This window comes from Peptacetobacter sp. AB800 (assembly GCF_047807365.1).
GTDB lineage: Bacteria > Bacillota > Clostridia > Peptostreptococcales > Peptostreptococcaceae > Peptacetobacter.
In genome coordinates, this window is record NZ_JBLOUI010000002.1 from 119,256 (window position 1) to 137,731 (window position 18,476).

The following is an 18,476-nucleotide window of genomic DNA, read 5'->3' on the forward strand; positions in this document are numbered from 1 at the left end:
CTTATCCCTCCAAAAATTTATATCCCTTGTAAGTAAATTCTTTGTTTGTTTTTACTGTTGAGCCATCGTTGACGATAAATATTTCATCATCTCCATCTAAGTCAAAGTGCATTAGATATCTAAGGTTGATAGTAATATCTTTATCCTTTGCTATTTTCAATAAATATGGAGAGCAGTTATCTCCACAATGAGTAGCGTTGAATATCATGTCTGGATGTTTGTTTATCATAATCAGAGTTTTTACACCACCAGATAATGTTTGTGGTGGGATTGGTCCAAGTACTGGGCTTTGGATTAGGTTTGGACCTATGACATCTGATTTGTCGATTGCTTTTATCATTTCTACGCTGAGTGGATCTGTTATACAGTCATCTGTGTGCCGTATGTCAAAGGCAAGTGGAGGATTTTCTACCACGTTGTATTTTTCTATGTCATCTCTGTAGCTTCTGCTAAATAGTATTTTTAACATAGTTTTGTTTCCTTTCTTTTGAGTGTTAGTCGATTTCGTTTATATATAGATTATATCATAGTATGAGGAGAGTAGAGGTATATTAAAATGTAGGAATTTATATAGGAACATATGTTTGTTATAGATTAAATAGACAAAAATAGACTTACAACAGCAAGTCTATTTTTGAGATTTATTATATTTTTTGAATAATTTAAATTGCTTATAATATGATTGATTTTAGATTTTTATCTGTTAGTTAAGCCAATACATTCAGCAATAGTTTTAATTACATTTCTATCGACACCATATCCAACCTGATACAATGCATATGATTCTTTTGCATTTAATTCTAATGCATTAATTTGTTCTTTAGATAGGGAATCAGTTGCTAAAATTATAGGTGCATTTACAGATGCAGCCATATTAGCTGCTGTTAATGCATCAATAAGTTCATCTTTGTTTCTTTGTCCATCCTTTGCAACTATTACAGTTTCAGCTTCGCCAACAAAATCATTTGTATAAAACTTATTTATTATTTCTGCATTTGTAGCTTTTCTGTTTTCGCCAGCTATTCTTGTAATACTTGAAGCTTCTGCTTTTAATTGTTTCATATCATAGTTAGAAAATACATTTTCTCCACCTATAACAATCAAATCTTGTCCACTTAATTCTGAAACTGCATTTTCTGATATTCCACCTTTTTTAGAAACTATTATTGGAGCTTTTATTTCTGATGCAACTGAAGCTATTGACATTGCATCGGCTTCACCTTCTGCACCTACTACAAATCTTTCTTTTGTATTAGTTGCATCTTCTATAGCTTCAGCTACTTCTAGTGAAGTTTCTTCTCTGTTGTCTCCACCGTATCTTACTACGTCGAATCCTAATCCTCTTAATTCTCTTTCTAATGATTTGTTAAGAACTGATTTTCCAACTACTAAGTTAACTGTTACTTTATTTAAAGAACCTATCTCTACCTGAGATAATAATTCTTTTAAGTATGCTTTTGTTGCTTTTGGAAGAGCATCTGCTTCTTTTAGCATAGAGAAGAAATCATGTCCTTCTTCTGTTAACATTAATCCATCATATAAATCTTCTATTGATAAATCCTGTCCACCAGATGTTATAGTTATTTCTTCAACTGTTTCACTTGCTATATCAACATATGCCATAGTTCAAGTTTCTGGGAATCCATAGAAATCAGTAGCATTTAATACAGTTGATGTTGTATTTGCAACTCCATCTGCATTTATGTATTTATTTATATCTACAGTATTGCTTCCAACTTCTAATTTTAAAGTAGGTACTTTAACTCCAGCACTAATATAAATGTAGGAAAAAACAAATTTTTTGCCGTAAAAACTAGGTCAAAAAAAGTAATGGCAACAAGAACAAATGTTTTTTTGTCCAAAATTCACATATCTACTAATCTATAACACAGTACAAATTTCTAATAAAGTTAATTTATCACATAAAATACAATAAAAAATTGCTTTAAATGATAAAAAACAACTAAAATAGAGAAAAAATCTCATATATAACGTATAATTAAGATAAATACAAACAACAGAGGGTGATAAAATGCTAATACAGTTTACATTTAAAAACTTTAGATCTTTCAGAGATGAGGTTACTCTAGATCTTTCGGCGACAAGTATAAAAGAGCATGAGGATAGAGTGGTCGAATTTGGAAATGAGAAGTTACTCACAGCTGCGGCTATTTTTGGAGCTAATGCAAGTGGAAAGTCAAATGTGCAAGAAGCTTTTAAATATATGAATGATTATGTGATAAATTCGTTTTTATATGGTGGAGATATAATCTACAACGATAGAGATTTTAACACACCGACGCCATTTTTGTTTGATGAAGTGAGCGGAAATCGGGAATCTATGTTTGAAGTTTTCTTTATACAGGAGGAATTTAATAAAGTTGTTACATATCAGTATGGATTTTGTATAGATTCGAAGGGGATTTCAGAGGAATGGTTGAGCAAGAGGTATAAGAGTAGCAATGGATTTAAGAGTATATTCTATAGAAATAGGGAAGAAAATGAGCTAGATTTAAGTGGAATATCTGAAAAAGATAGAGATAATATCAAAATAGCACTTGAGCCAGAAACGTTGGTTGTTTCTCTGGGTGCAAAGCTTAAGGTTGGTATTCTTAAAAAAATTAGAAATTGGTTTTTAGATAATAGAATTATAGATTTTGGAAATCCTATCGAAAATTATTTAGAAGTTAAGTATTTGCCTGAAGGATTTGCAGAAGATGCAAATGTTAGGAAGGATGTAGTGAAGTATTTATCTACTTTTGACGATTCGATAGTAGATTTTGAGGTAGAAAGTATAAATAAGGATGCCGTTAAAGTATTTGCTATTCACGAGATAAAGGGCAGCGATGAGAGAGTTGCGATTCCGCTGAAACACGAATCATCTGGAACATTGAAGATGTTTAATCTTTATGGAAGTTTGAAGAAAGTTTTAAATGATGGAGGGCTTATTTTTATAGATGATTTGAATTCAAGGATTCATCCGTTGCTTTTGAGAAATTTATTGATTAGTTTTTTAAATCCTAAGATAAATAAAAATCATGCTCAGATTGTATTTACAAGTCATGATTTGTGGGAGCTTTCAAATAATTTGTTGAGAAGAGATGAGATTTGGTTTACAGAAAAGGATTCTAGTGGAAATTCTACGTTGTATTCGTTAGCCGATTTTAAGACTTCTAGTGGAAAGAAGATAAGAAATGATGAGAATTATGCGAAAAACTATCTTTTAGGTAAGTATGGAGCTATTCCGCATCTTTATATACTTAAAAGCGGTTAGAGTGTCCAATTAAAACACTCGTTTAAAAGATAATAAAAGACGTCAATACCCCCACTCAGGGATTCCTAGGAATCCCTGAGTGGGGGTTCTTTTATGCCACAAAATAATAAATAAAAAACATTTATAACTGTTTTTATATTCATCTTTTTCTTATATAATATAAATATGTGAAAGTTTTTAGAGAAAGGAAAGTAGACAATGAGAAATTTTAAAAGAATAGTTGCATTAGCGAGTGTGTTCACTTTAGCTACTGCTACAAATATATTTGCAGCTACAGGAGCAAAGCCAACTCCAGAGGTGAGTTTTAGTGAAATTGCTTTGGGGATTGGTGTAGGTCTATTTGTCGCATATGGTATGAAAGCGTTTGGAAATAGAAAGAATCCTAAAGGACCAGCTATGTATGACAATGGAGCTAAGGTACCACCTATGCAGACTAAGAAGAAAAAGAAAAAGAAGAAAAAATAAGTATTTTTAGCAAGGGTGATTGTTTTGAATGGTAAGAATGACGATATAGATGTAAAGAAAAATATTGAGCAAGAGATTCAATTAGAGAAAATTGCTAAGATTGTAGAGGACAATATACATTTTGTGGATGATGATATGCCAGCGTACGATGGGTATGATGTTCCAGAAATTGAGGAAGATGTACATATCAAAGAAAGTGTATATATCAATGAAGGAAATAGAAAAGATATAAGTCCTAAACAGAAGAAAGAAAGTAATAAGGAAAAGAAAGTTGAATCAGATAAGGAAGTTAGTTCTACTGAGCAGACTGTTATTAATAAGGTAGAAAAGGAGCCATATTATCTCAAAGAGGTTATCGGTGGAGAGGTGTTAAAGAGAAGATATACAACTGTCGAGCTTATTATGGGAATTGCTGTGGTTAGTATTATTTGCTCATCTGGGATTGGGGTTTTGGGTGAGCTGCCTGATTTTTTAGCTTTTTCTAAGTGGAATGGGATAAGTTTTGGCGATTTAGGACTTCCATTGTTTTTGGCATCTGTTTGTTTTATGATTCCAACAGAGGTTGAGCTAGATGTTAAGAAAAAGAAGAGTTTTAAGGAGATTTGTATCAAGAAGGTCAAGGTAGGTATTATATTATTTGTAATTGGAGTATTGATAAATTTAATTGGAGCTTGGAATTTTAATAGTTTTAGGATTATGGGCATTTTACAGATGATAGCTGTTGTGTATATGGTTGGATCTCTTTTGTATGTTTTGTTTAGGAGATTTAATTTTAAGCTTTTTGTTATCGCTGTGTTTTTAACTGCAATAGGGTTGGCAGGTCTTGCAGGTTATTATTTTGCAAGTGTCAATTTTGGAGATACTGCAAAGAGTTGTCTTGCGTATTTTGTGGACTCCAAGGTTATGCCAGGTCATATTGGAGATTTTGAGAGATACGGAATTATGTCAACTGTTTCTGCTTTGTGTGGAGGTTGTCTGGCTATGGCAGCTGGAAGTTTTCTGTGCAATAGGAGAGTAGAGAATAGAGATAAGAGCAATAAGATTCTGATTATGGGGATGTTTTTTGTGATTATTGCTCTTTTGATGGAGAGAAATTGCCCATATAATGCGAGCGTGATGTCGCCTTCTTTTGTGATGGTTGTTTTAGGTGGATATTGTGTTGTTTTTGCAGCGTTGTTTGTAGTTTTTGATTTGAATAGGAGCAAGATTTCTCATATAGTTTCGCGTCCGTTTGTGGTTATGGGAGCTAGCCCAGTGTTTGTTGTTGGGATTAATGAGTTTTTAAAAAATACGCTGTTTAAGGTAAATGTGTATTCTGTAGCAAGAGGATGCGGACTAAGGCTAGATGAGTGGCTTGTTGTAGATGTATTATCTGCGGTATTTGGAAGTAGAAGCAGAATGATAGGATTCTTGGTTATTTATATACTATTAATATTTGTGCTTATGCTTTATCTTTATTCAAAAAAAATATATATAAGATTTAAATAATAGTTTATTTTAACTGTAGTTTAAAAAGAAAGAACTAGTAATAATATTTTATGAGCAGGATATTATACTAGTTCTTTTATTGTTTTTTCCAAGTTTTTTTATTTTTTTTGAAAAAAGTTTTAAAAAAGTGTTGCATAAGTTTTGAATCTGTAGTATTATATATCTTGTCGAAGGGAGAGAGCTTCCTAAGAGAAAAGAATATTGGGGATTCGCCAAGCGGTAAGGCACATGACTCTGACTCCTGTATGCATAGGTTCGAATCCTATATCCCCAGCCAGTTTAAGATACTCTATCCTAGGATAGAGTATTTTTTAGTTAGTAAATAAAACCATAATACCAGTATTAAAACACTTATCGAAAAGATGCCTCACAATCTGTGGGGCATCTTTTTTTGCGTTTGAGCAGGTATAACTATGTATTTGCTCTCTAGGCAATAGAGTTGCTAGAAAATAATGATTAAAATATTTAATGATAAAATGATAAACGATAATCAAAAATGGTTTTAAGGTCTAAAGAAGTTCGTATGAAGTTTTAAATGAAAATCAGATAAAAATAATTTATTATTATTGATATATAAATATAAATAATGATTACTTATCAGTATTGCCATAGTTGATAGAAGTTTTTAGCTGAGTTTCAATTATGAATAGTATGTGAAGATATATGAGAATAAGTTATCAAGAAAACTATAGTATTTTAGATATAAAAGGGAAATATTCATTATTTTAATAACTGTTAATAGAGATTCGTTTTAATAATACAATCAAATGTACTTGTTATTATTTCTCAGTTGATATAAACTTTGGGTGTGGAAGAAAACAGCACATATTTTTATGATGCCGAGAATAGAAATAAGAAGAGATGTAACAAATTATAAAACGAAAATGGAGGTAATGATAATGAATAAGAAAAAATTATCAGTAGTAATGGCAGGAGCGATGCTAGCTACAACTGTTGCGCCAATAATGGCTGCTACAACAGATACGGAAGTACAGGCAAGCGAGCTAGGATTACTAATAGGAAAAGTTAGAGAAACTTTATTATCAGAAAAAAATATAAAATTCTCAAATGATAAAAGAAATGGAGCATATGCAGGTCAGTATGTTTACTATGTTAAAGTAGATGGAAAAGAAGTTCCAGCTATAACAACAGCTCTTAATAAAGGTGAAGGGCTTCAGTCTGCTCTACAGACTGCTATAGGTAGTTTAACTGCTGGTCAGACAGTTTCTGTATGGTCAAGAGGATTTGTACAAGAAGGCAATAATATTTATGCAAATACATTAAAAACAGAATATGCAGAGTCAGATATGAGTAATGCTAGTGCAGAAGCAATAACTACTGCACTAGCAAGTAACAGTAATATATTAGGAAATGCAGTAAGTAGAGCAGAAGCGCCAGAAGAGCATACTAGCACAGGTGTATCTGATCCAGCACCAACAATAAACCCTAATATAACAGTTGATCCTGGTAAATCAATAACTATAAACTTAAATGCAAATGCAGGAACTAAAGGACCTATAGTTATAAAACCAGGTGATAAATTATTAGACTTTACAAAATATATAAATACTAAAGGTCAGGTAACACCTATAGCAACAGGTGCACCAGCATCAGCAGCAGATTTCTGTGGATTCCCAGTTATGGCACAGGAAAGTTTAAATACTTATCAGGATATACCAGATCAGGTTGTTGATAGCTATAAAGTAGTAGGAAGTTCAGCAAATTCATTTAAAACATCTGATTTATTCAATGGTGTTATGTTAACTACAGAAGGACATGATTTATTAACTAAGTTAAAAGAATCAAATCCAACTGCAAATACTATACCAAATACTAATGTTAAGTTTGCTACATTATCAGGAGCAACTATAGGTGATGCAAATTATCCTCTTAGCAAATCAGCTGATGGAAACTATGGATTTACTATAGCTGTTACAGATAAAACTAATAGTAAAAAAGTAACAAACTATACAATAAAAGGTGAAAACAAAAATGATGCTCAGACTTTATTAAGCTGGTTATACAATGAAAATGCAAGAGTAGATATACTTGCAGGTGAAAATAGATATGAAACAGCTGTAGAAGTAGCTAAAGAATATGCAGATCAGAATAAAGCTTTTAGTGGCGGAACTGGTAAAATAGTTATGGTAAACGGAAATTCATTAGTAGATGGATTATCTGCATCACCATTAGCAGCTCAGGCAAATGCACCAATGCTTTTAGTTGAAAAAGATAGAATACCAAAGGCTACTGCAGATTATATAAGAACTTTAGCTGGAAATGCGGAGGTAGGAAACTTAAGTGGTATAGAAATAGATATAGTTGGTGGTACTAGTGTTGTATCAAGAAATGTAGAAAAAGAACTTAAATCATATGGATTTACAGTTAAGAGATATGGCGGTAAAGATAGAGAAGATACTTCTATGAAAGTTGCCAATGTTATAAATGGCGCTAAAAACGCATACGTTGTAGGAGCAAATGGTGAAGCAGATGCTATGTCTATAGCTTCAGTTGCATCAAATAAAAACCTTAATGCTGGTAATCAGGCTCCAATAATAGTATCTAAAAATAGTGGTTTATCAGATGATACTTTAGAATACTTAAGCAATAAAGCAGTTACTGTTGTAGGTGGAGAATCTGTTATTTCTAAGGCTGATTTTGATAGTATAAAAGAAGCTGTTAATAAAACTAACCCAGTTACAAGAATAGCTGGTGAAAATAGACAGGAAACTAATGCAAAAGTTATAAGCACATTCTACGCTAAAAATGGATTTGGTGACAATACGGATGTTTTAGTAGCAAAAGACGGACAGAGAAATAAAATGGAATTAGTTGATGCATTAACAGTATCTAATTTAGCAGCTCTTAATAATGCTCCAATAGTACTTGCTACAAATAAATTAGATAAAGCTCAGCTAAATGCTTTAGAATTATACGGTAAAAATGCAAATGCTCTTTACCAGGTAGGTCATGGTGTTAGTCTTGATGTAGTAAAAACATTAGCTAACTTACTTGGACTTGAAAAATAATTATTGAAACCAAGTAGTATATTAAATTGATTTCAAAATTATAAAGTATTTAAGAATTAAGATTATAAGGATAAGTTGATTATAGTCAAAACATAAACACTTCACAATAAACAAAGTATAACTAATTACTTCACAATAGATAAAGTATAACTATTAAAAAATATAACTAATTAGAATGATTAAATTATTAAATTAGATAAATAAAAATAATTAAATAAACATAAAATATATTCATACTCAATCACAGTTAGTTAGTAGGTTGGTTTTAGAATAAATTTAGAAAGTTAGTATTGAGTTAAAGATGTTATTCACTGCCACACAGTGGGGACTGTGTGGCAGATAAATATACTGGGTTTGGATTTAAAAATAGATTGGGAAATGTAATGTCGGGGATGCGCTCCTGGCATTACTACTGATAATTTTTCTTATTTATTTTTTTCTACGTTTTTCCTCAGTTTCGTTAAAAGCTACCGTTTTCCTTTTTGAGTAGCAAATCGTTTTTCTTTTTTTCTCTAAACACATCTTTTTTCTTATTTGACAATCTTGATAGATTGTTGGATAACTTTCACAAACATTCTTTTGTTTGGCAGGTGATTCCTCATTCCACAGGGGATCACCTGTCTTTTTTTATTTTAGGGTGGGTTAGGTTAAATTGAAAAATTGTTATTTTTTTGTTTGAATTTTATGTTTTTGGGTATTATATTAATATAATATATATGTGTTATATAATAGAAGTTTTTTGATATGAAATTATTTTGAAAAATGTATAATTTTGTTGCAAATAGAACATTTTGTTGTATAATATATGTATAAGGAATTATTTATAGGATTATTCATATTTTCCTGTCTGTTCCCTCAGCAGACTGTGAAGATGAATATACATTATTTTTAGATATCTCTTGTAGATAGTGGGTAAAGAGGTTGTTGTAAGTTTATTTACAGCAACCTCTTTTGCGTTTAATGATTATTGCTCTCTATGGTGAGATTTCACACGAATTTTACGGATGATTAAAAATTTCATTAAAATCTCGTTACCGAGAGAGCTAATAATACATTTAAACGCAAAATTTCGGCTGCTATATAATAAATTTATAACAAATCTGTGAAACAGATAAGGAAATAGGTCTGTTGAGAGGAATGTTAGTAGGCTATTGTATGTGTTTTGTACAATAGTTTATTTTTTTGTACTTTTTTGTTTTTAAAAGTAGAGAAAAGGTTAGGTTATAAAGTATAATAGAAATGTTATTGTTTAAGATTTTGAAATTAGTTTTGATAGTTATATAGATTGTTTTGTTTGTAAGGAGGGCATTTTATGATAAAGAGTTTTTTTAGAAAGTTTAAGTCGGCAAGGATGGCGAGTAAGGTTGCTGGAGTTATTTTAGCTGCTGTTGTTGTGTTTGTTGGTTATTTAGGTGTTATGCAGGTTAAAGAGAGCAAGAGGATAGCTGAGTATAAGGATACAGAGATTAATCAGGTTATTTATGTTAATAATAAGAAGTTTAAGCCAACAAAGCCGTATAAGATTAGAAATGATATAGTGTTTTTACCACTAGATGATATTATGAAGGCGTTAGATGCTAAGTACAGTTATGAGGAGAAAAATTTTGGGAAGATAGAGCTTAAGTATCAAGATACTGTTTATGATTTAAAGAAAGGATCTAATGTTGTTTATAATAGGAGTGCAAAGGAAGAGGTAAAGATGGATGGTAGGATAGAGCTTATGGAAGGTAAGCTTTATGCTCCACTTGAGTTTCTTCAAGATTGTATGTATGTAAATATTTTAGAGCTTTCTGGAAATAGGGTGTTTATAGATAGTTTTAAGGAGAGGTTTACATACGATTGGATGAAGGATAATAAGTATATTGCACACGCTATGGGTGGAATCAATAAGAGAGTTTATACAAATAGTTTAGAAGCGTTTGAGTTTAATTATAAGCTAGGGTATAGAATTTTTGAGTTTGATTTGGCTTTGACTAGTGATAATCAACCTGTGCTTCTTCATTCTTGGGGGGCGCAAGGGCTTAAGGATTTAGGTTTATCTCCAACTTGGTCTGTAAATAAGCCTACTCTTAAGGAGTTTTTAGCTACTAAGATAAATGGTATGTATACGGCACTATCTTTTAGAGATCTTTGTAAGCTTGCTGAGAAATATAAGGATGTTCAGTTTGTTGTAGATGTTAAGGGGCAGCCTCGTGAGTGTAAGAATGTTTATGAGAAGTGTGTAAAGATTGCCAAAGAGGAAAATGCAAATGTGCTTGATAGGATGATTCCTCAGATTTACGATGAGCAGATGTTAAATGATGTTATGGATACGTATGAGTTTAAGTCTATGATATATACTCTTTATAAGCAAGAGAGCTTAAAGGCTAAGGAGGTTATAGATTTTTCTTATGAGAATGGTATAAAGGTGGTAGTTATAGATAAGCTTAAGTTAAATTCTAAGTTTATTAGAGAGCTTAAGCAAAGAGGAATATATGTTTATGTAAATACATACAATAATACTGATAAGGTAAAAGAGCTAGAGGAGTTAGGTGTAAAAGGGATTTATTCTGATTTTATAAATCCTAAGACTGGCGAGAATAGATACGAGGTTAAAGAAAATAATAAAGAGGAAACAAATAATTAGTAAAATAGATAGTAAAAAATGATTATATTTGTGTTAATTGAAAAAAATTGTCACTAAAATGTTTTAATTTGGCAAAAAGCTTGGGATAAAAGGTTACAAATTGTAACTTTTTGTGCTATAATGATTTACATAATGTTATGAGATTTACATAATATTTGTTAAAAAGGTTAAAATTGCCTTTTGAAAGTCGGTTTAGAGAATGATTTTGTAGTGAGGAAGCTACGGTTTAGGTTATATTAAATTTATGGGAAATTAAGGAGGAGTTTATGAAGAGAAGATTTAAAGCGACAACAGCTGTTGTTATGGCAGCGACTATGATGGCGCCAACTATGGCATTTGCACAGAGTAGTGCACAGGAAAAAGAGATAAGTGTTGATATAGAAAGTAAGAGTGTAGTTTTTGGGACAGAGTCTGGTATTTCAGTTAAGTTTAAGGAAAAACTAGATGCTGAAAAGATAGTTGTAGATTTTAAATGCTACGATATGACTATAAGTTCTGAGTTAAAGTACAATAAGGATAAAGATGCTTACGAAGGTACTGTTAAGTTTGATCAGGAACCAGAGTACTTAAATGTTTGGGAATTAAATAAGATAGAAGTTAAGTCAGCAAATCCATATACTTTAAATAGAAGTGATTTAGAAGGTATGGGACTTGATTTAGATTCTTGTGATATTACTCAGGAAATATTAATAGATGATGAAGCAGTTCAGAAAGCAGTTGCTGAAGGTGAATCAGCTTCTAATATGGTTCAGAGAAGTTTAGCTAGAGCTGCAGTTCCAGTTGAAAAGCTTGTAGGAGATAATAGATACGATACAGCTATTCAGGTATCTAAAGAAGGTTGGAAAAGATCGGATACAGTTATAGTTGTCAATAGATATGCTACTACAGAAGGGGTTATAGCCACACCTCTTGCAACTACTTATGGTGCACCAATTCTTTTAACTAATAATAATAGTACACCAGATTACGTAATAAAAGAGATAGAGAGATTAAAGGCTAAAAATATAATAGTAGTAGGAAATGAAAGCCAGGTTGGTTCTGGAGCAATAAGTGCTCTAAAGAAGAGTGGAGCTTCAGTTACTCGTATAGGTGGAAATAATATTACAGAAATTTCATTAAATATAGCTAAAGCTATAGATGAAAAACACGATGTAAATAAGGTATATGTTGCAAATGGAACAAATGGACAGATAGATGCCCTTACTATAGCTGCAAAAGCTGGTGAGGATAAACAGCCGATAATACTTACAGATAAGAATTCTATAGATTCTTCTGTTTATAGTTGGTTAAAATCAGAAAGTTTATCTGATGGATATGTTATAGGTGGAGAAAATGTCGTTTCTAAGGATGTTTTAAACAAGATTGATGATATAGTTAGTGCGGATGTTTCAAAGAATAGAGTATATGGATCTGATAGACACGAAACAAATGCAGCAGTTATTAAGAAATTTTATGAGGATAAGAATTTAAACGCTTTATTTGTTGCTAAGTCAGATGAACTTGTAGATGCTATGACTTGTGGACCTTTAGCAGCAAGTAAGAAATCTCCAATTCTTATAAATCCTACTAATTATGTTTCAGCAAGACATACAGATTTATTAAGTACATATAAGGCAGATAAAGTTTATCAGGTAGGTGGAGGCATAACAGATAAGGTTATAACTTCAATATCAAACAGTGTTTCTAAACACAATTCAAATACTAATACTAATGCTTCTGGCAATAATACTGTTGTTCTTGATGCAGGACACGGTGGTTCAGATTCAGGAGCTGTTTCTGGTGGAAGAAAAGAAAAAGATTACGCTTTAAGAACTACTCTTGCAGCAAGTTCTGCTTTAAGAGCTAAAGGATATAATGTAGTTCTTACTAGAAGTAACGATACTTATTTATCATTAGGTACAAGAACTACTATTTCTAATGAAGTAGGACCAAAATTATTTACAAGTATTCACTATAATTCATATAATGGTAGTGCAAATGGTACAGAAGTGTATTATAATGTAAAGGACAAGAACGGTGGATTAACAAAAACTGCCGCATCAAATGTGTTAAAGAGAATAGTAAATACATTTGGTTTTACAAATAGAGGAATAAAAGCAAAAGCTAATAGCAGTGGAACTGATTACTACTATGTTTTAAGACACAATAATTATCCATCTATGCTTATAGAATGTGCATTTATAGATAGTACAAAGGATATGAATAAGCTTAATTCAAATTCTAAGGTGAATACTCTAGGAAATCAGATAGCAGCTGGTATAGCTGAATCTATAAAATAATAGGAAGTAACGATTGAATACATCTAGGGAATTCCTTAGATGTATTTAATTGTTTATAGAACTGCTGTTAGTTTTGCTAAGTAGGATTAGGAGATAAAATTATGAATAAGAAGAAAATAACAGCGGTGTTACTTGCATTATTATTAGTTGTAGCTTATTTGTTCTCTGGAAAGATAATAAATAAGTTATATCTAAGAGGGTACGAAAAGGAAAAGATACAAGGGGTTAATAGATATGAAACTATTATAAGCTGTGGTGAAGGATACTGGCATAATCCTAAAGAAGCTATTTTAATTAATACAAATGATATAGGGGTTGCTATGAATGCTGTACCTTACGCCTATGCTAATAATATACCTCTACTACTTACAGAAAAGGGAGATTTACCAAGTGAGATTTATTCTTTTATAAGCGAGAATCATTTAAATAAGGTTTATATTTTAGGAGGAATAAATACGATATCTAAGCCTATAGAGAGAACAATAGAAAGAACTGGTGCTGATGTAGAGAGAATAGTACAGAAAAATAGAGGGGATGTCAGTAAATTATTTGCTGAGTTGACAGTTAAAAAGACTAAAAGCAAGGAGATGTTTGTAGTCTTTGATGGAAAGAATGGTTATTCTATAGGAGTTTCTGTTTTAGGAAAGGCTGCTGAAAAAGGGATACCAATTTTAACTGTTAATGAGTCTAATCTTTATAAAGCGGCTGAGTTTGCCAGAGAGAATGGTATAGAGAAAACTTATGTTATAGGTAGGTTTAATGATCTTAGTGGTACAGTTGATAAGGTACTCCCTAATGTGCATAGAATTTCTGGTAAGGATAAGTATGAAGTTAATAGAAATGTAATTGAAACGTTTTACGATATGGACAAGGTAGACAAGGTTTATATAGCAAAAGGTGGAAATTTAATAAATGGTAAGGATTTAAATGTAGGTGAGTTTGTAAATAGTATTGCAGCTGTTCCAAGAATGGCAAAAAGTGGCGAGCCTATTTTAATAAATGATACAAATTATATTCAAGATGATGCAATGAACTTCTTAAAGAAATATAATATTAAGAAGCTTTGTAGCGTTGGATTTGAGATTAAAAAGACTAGCGTGATAAATTTAGATAGCGATATTGCTAGAATTGTGACTTCATTTATTTTAATAGTTATGATTGCATTAATTACTTTTAGGGCTTTAAAAGAGTAGGATTTTCATAAGCTATTGATAATATATTCATTTTTGAGTATAATATAACAATAGGAATTAATGTAATGGAGGTAATTATGTCTGAATATAGAAGTAATGAAGATAAAAACTTACAGGATTTTATAGACTCTATAGATTATGGCATAGTTAAAGGTGGAGTTATTTTTGATTTTTATCAGCGAGTTTTAAATATATTATTATCTATTATTGGATTGGCAATAGGGATACCACTTATTATAATATTTGGAATACGGATAAAGATTGAGGATAATGGGCCTATAACTTATAAGCAAGAAAGACTAGGAAAAGGCGGAAAGAGGTTTTATATATATAAATTGAGATCAATGAGAACTGATGCTGAGAAGTTCGGTGCTCAGTGGGCAGAAAAAGACGATCCAAGAATTACGAAAGTTGGAAGATTTATAAGAAAAACCAGAATAGATGAGATTCCTCAGTTGTTCAATATTCTAAAGGGTGATATGAGTCTTATTGGTCCAAGACCAGAAAGACCACAGTTTACAGAACAGTTCAATAGAGAGATACCAGGTTTTATAAATAGACTTGCAGTTAAGCCAGGGCTTACTGGTTGGGCACAGGTAAACGGTGGTTATGATATGACTCCAGCTGAAAAACTTGTTGAGGATATATATTATATAAAAAATAGAAGTGTACTACTTGATTTTAAGATTATATTCAAAACAGTTGCTGTTGTTTTAACAGGAGATGGAGCTAGATAATTTGAATAGTATTTTTGAGGGCTCTAAAAGAGCCCTTTTATTTTGAAAAATATTTTATTTTGAGTGTTATTTAAGAGATATGAAGGAGAAATGAGATGGCAGGTACAGCTAAGGCAGCAGTTTGGATTATGATAGCCACTATGCTCTCTAAGCTTTTGGGATTTTTTAGAGAGGTAGTTTTGGCTAGTTTTTATGGTACAGGGGCATATGCAGACGTATTTTTATTAACGTTAAATATACCAGGGCTTATAATTGCGATTGTAGGTTCTGCTATTGCTACAATATATGTTCCAATATATTTTGAAACTAAGGAAAAAGAGGGCACTGCGGGTGCGTTAAAGTTTACTAATAATATGATAAATATTATCGCTTTATTGGCGATAGTTGTAGCTATTTTTGGGCTTTTGTTTACTGATGAATTTGTAAAGGTGTTTGCAGTAGGATTTACAGGTGAAAAGTTTAGAATAGCTGTATCATTTACTAAGATTATGATAATAGGTGTTATTTTCTTAGCACTTAGTAAGATTTTAGGTACGTATTTGAATGTCAATGATAGTTTTACGGTTCCTAGTTTAATAGGGATTCCGTACAATATTTTTATAATTTCAGCTATAGCTATTAGTACTAAAACTAATGTAATTGTTATGGCTATAGGTGCACTTCTTGGTATGGCAAGTCAGATGCTGTTCCAGCTACCTTTTGCAATTAAGAAAGGTTATAAGTATCAGCCTTATTTGAATGTCAAGGAAGATAATATAAAGAATATGATAATTTTAATGCTTCCTATGATTATAGGGGTTGCTATAGGGCAGATTAATACTGCAGTTGATAAGGCGCTTGCGACTACTCTTGGAGATGGTCCGCTTTCTGCTCTAAATTATGCAAATAAGCTTAATGATTTTGTTATGGCTTTATTTGTTACATCTATAGTAACTGTTATATATCCTAAGTTAGCTAGAATGATAAATGCTGATAAAAAGGAAGATTTTGTAAATACAATAGTGAAGTCTTCTAATTGTATTTTACTTTTAGTTTTACCAATAACTGTAGGAGCTATTGTGCTTGCTGAGCCTATCGTAAGGATTTTATTCCAGAGAGGTGCTTTCGATGCAGAGTCTACTAATATGACATACAACGCATTACGTCTGTATTCTTTAGGACTTGCAGCAATGGGTGTTAGAGATGTTATTACTAGGGTGTTCTATTCGCTATCGGATACTAAGACGCCGATGATAAATGCTAGTCTAGCACTTATAATGAATATAATAATGAATTTAATTTTAATTAAGCCTTTAGGTTATAAAGGGCTTGCTATTTCTACAAGTATTGCATCTATTGTTACTGTGATGCTTTTATTTAGATCTTTAAAGAAGAGAACAGGATACTTCGGTGGAGATAAGATTTTAAAAACTGGTCTTAAGAGTTTGATTTCTTCTGTTATAATGGGAGTATGTACTGTTTTTGTATATAAAGGAATGTATGGTATACTTGGTGCAGGAATGATAAATGAACTTTTATCATTAGTTTGTTCAGTTGTTGTAAGTGTTGTAGTATACTTTATATTAATAATGATATTAAAAGTAGATGAGATGAGCTTAGTTTTTGATATATTTGGAAAAGCTAAGTCTAAATTTCTTAAGAGATAAAGGAGAATAAATATGAGCTATAAAGATATATATAACGAGTGGATGGAGTCTTCTTATTTTGATGAAGATATAAAGGACGAGCTTAGAGGGATAGCAGACGATGAAAACGAGATAAAGGAAAGATTTTATAAGAGTTTAGAGTTTGGTACTGGTGGTCTTAGAGGGATAATTGGCGCTGGTACAAATAGAATAAATATCTATACTGTTAGAAAAGCTACTCGGGGAATTTGTAGATATATAGATAGAAAGTTTGGAGAAGAAGGTAAAAGTCGTGGGGTTGTTATAGCTCATGATAGTAGAAGGATGTCTAGAGAGTTTTGCGAGGAGGCTGCAGCTACATTAGCAGCTTATGGTGTTAAAGCTTTTGTGTTTGATAGTCTTAGAGCTACACCTATACTTTCTTTTGCTGTTAGACATTTAAATTGTCAGATGGGGATAGTTATTACAGCTAGTCATAACCCAAAGGAATATAACGGATATAAGGTTTACAGTAGCTATGGTGGGCAGATATGTGTAGATGAAGCTAATGAGATTATAGGTGAGATAAATTCTATAGAGTCTTTAGATAATATAAAGGTAGGAAGTTTTGATTCTTATTTAGAGTCTGGAATGATAACTGTTTTAGATGACGATGTAGATAATGCATTTAATGAAGCTGTTTTAAGCCAGATTAGAGATAAGAAGATGGTTTCTGAAAATGGAGATAAGTTAAGAATAATTTATACTCCGATACATGGTACAGGTAATGTCCCAGTTAGAAGAGCACTTAAGGATGCTGGATTTAAAGATGTTACTGTTGTTGAGGAGCAAGAGTTACCGGATTCTAATTTTAGTACTGTTAAGTATCCAAATCCTGAAGAGAGAGAAGTGTTTAATATAGCTATAAATATGGCTAAGGAAAGCAATGCAGATTTAATAATAGGTACTGATCCAGACTGTGATAGAGTTGGGATAGTTGTTAGAGATAATAATGGAGAGTATGTTGTTTTAAATGGAAATCAGACTGGGGCCTTGATAGTAAATTATTTATTCTCTAAGATGGATGAAGATGGTACTATTCCAGAAAAATCAGTAATTATAAAAACTATAGTTACTTCAGAGCTTGGTGCTGCTATTGCTGAGCACTACGGAGCTGAAGTTGTAAATACTCTTACAGGATTTAAGTTTATAGGTGAAAAAATACACGAGTATGAAGATTTTGGAAGTGTAGTTAAGAATTTCGTTATAGGTTACGAAGAAAGCTACGGATATCTTGTGGGTACTCACGCTAGAGATAAGGATGCAGTTGTTTCTTCTTTATTAGTATCAGAAGCAGCACTTTATTATAAGTTAAAAGGTATGACTTTATACGATGCGCTGATGGAAATTTATGCTAAATTTGGATATTATAAAGAAGCGCTTAAGTCTATTACTTTAAAGGGTATAGATGGTGTTGAGAAGATAGCTGAGATTATGAAGTCGTTTAGAAATGACGATATAGATTCTATAGCTGGAGTGAAGGTTGATAGAAAGTTAGATTACAAAGAAGGAATAGATGGGCTTCCTAAAGCTGATGTTCTTAAATTTGTTTTAGAAGATAAGTCTTGGATAGCTATAAGACCATCTGGAACTGAGCCAAAGATTAAATTCTACTTTGGTGTTTGTGGAGATAGTAATGAGGCTTCTGATAATAAGATTGAAGCTTTAATTAGGGATATAGAAGATAAAATAGATTCTATATAATAGTTTGAGAGTTAAAA

At 31.7% G+C, this 18,476-nt stretch carries 12 protein-coding genes and 1 tRNA gene; 11 read left to right on the top strand and 2 right to left on the bottom strand.

From position 1 onward, the window contains the following. Position 1: 1 nt before the first annotated feature. Both ACK2WN_RS01745 and ACK2WN_RS01750 read right to left on the bottom strand, forming a co-directional pair. Positions 2-469, bottom strand: coding sequence for a DUF4869 domain-containing protein (locus tag ACK2WN_RS01745; protein ID WP_201416241.1), 468 nt, complete (start codon positions 467-469; stop codon positions 2-4). 227 nt (positions 470-696) lie between these two features. Next, positions 697-1,623, bottom strand: a complete 927-nt coding sequence (locus ACK2WN_RS01750; protein WP_416154625.1) for a cell wall-binding repeat-containing protein — start codon at positions 1,621-1,623, stop codon at positions 697-699. A gap of 409 nt (positions 1,624-2,032) precedes the next feature. Here ACK2WN_RS01750 and ACK2WN_RS01755 point away from each other — a divergent pair, with 409 nt between their 5' ends. The 11 genes from ACK2WN_RS01755 to ACK2WN_RS01805 all read left to right on the top strand — a co-directional run bounded on the left by ACK2WN_RS01755 (position 2,033) and on the right by ACK2WN_RS01805 (position 18,459). Further along, positions 2,033-3,274, top strand: a complete 1,242-nt coding sequence (locus tag ACK2WN_RS01755) for an AAA family ATPase (protein ID WP_416154626.1) — start codon at positions 2,033-2,035, stop codon at positions 3,272-3,274. Positions 3,275-3,472: 198 nt separating this feature from the next. Next, positions 3,473-3,739, top strand: coding sequence for a hypothetical protein (locus ACK2WN_RS01760; protein WP_416154627.1), 267 nt, complete (start codon positions 3,473-3,475; stop codon positions 3,737-3,739). A gap of 24 nt (positions 3,740-3,763) precedes the next feature. Then, positions 3,764-5,227, top strand: a complete 1,464-nt coding sequence (locus tag ACK2WN_RS01765) for a hypothetical protein (protein WP_416154628.1) — start codon at positions 3,764-3,766, stop codon at positions 5,225-5,227. A gap of 202 nt (positions 5,228-5,429) precedes the next feature. Further along, a tRNA-Gln gene (locus ACK2WN_RS01770) sits at positions 5,430-5,504 on the top strand. Positions 5,505-6,126: 622 nt separating this feature from the next. Further along, positions 6,127-8,256: a cell wall-binding repeat-containing protein gene (locus ACK2WN_RS01775; RefSeq protein WP_416154629.1), complete on the top strand. Its 2,130-nt coding sequence runs from the start codon at positions 6,127-6,129 to the stop codon at positions 8,254-8,256. A 1,312-nt stretch (positions 8,257-9,568) separates the two neighbouring features. Beyond that, on the top strand, positions 9,569-10,882 hold the full coding sequence (locus ACK2WN_RS01780) for a glycerophosphodiester phosphodiesterase family protein (RefSeq protein WP_416154630.1): 1,314 nt from the start codon (positions 9,569-9,571) through the stop codon (positions 10,880-10,882). Positions 10,883-11,148: 266 nt separating this feature from the next. Then, positions 11,149-13,161 carry an N-acetylmuramoyl-L-alanine amidase gene (locus ACK2WN_RS01785; RefSeq protein ID WP_329998271.1) on the top strand — a complete coding sequence of 671 codons (2,013 nt, stop codon included), beginning with the start codon at positions 11,149-11,151 and terminating at the stop codon, positions 13,159-13,161. Positions 13,162-13,262: 101 nt separating this feature from the next. After that, positions 13,263-14,354: a cell wall-binding repeat-containing protein gene (locus tag ACK2WN_RS01790; protein ID WP_300529505.1), complete on the top strand. Its 1,092-nt coding sequence runs from the start codon at positions 13,263-13,265 to the stop codon at positions 14,352-14,354. Between the two features lie 77 nt (positions 14,355-14,431). Beyond that, positions 14,432-15,091 (top strand): sugar transferase, encoded by a 660-nt coding sequence (locus ACK2WN_RS01795; protein ID WP_300529503.1) that lies wholly within the window; start codon positions 14,432-14,434, stop codon positions 15,089-15,091. A 95-nt stretch (positions 15,092-15,186) separates the two neighbouring features. Next, positions 15,187-16,737, top strand: a complete 1,551-nt coding sequence (gene murJ, locus ACK2WN_RS01800; protein WP_300529501.1) for a murein biosynthesis integral membrane protein MurJ — start codon at positions 15,187-15,189, stop codon at positions 16,735-16,737. Between the two features lie 12 nt (positions 16,738-16,749). After that, complete coding sequence (locus ACK2WN_RS01805; RefSeq protein WP_416154631.1) at positions 16,750-18,459, top strand: phospho-sugar mutase; 1,710 nt, start codon at positions 16,750-16,752, stop codon at positions 18,457-18,459. Positions 18,460-18,476: the final 17 nt, after the last annotated feature.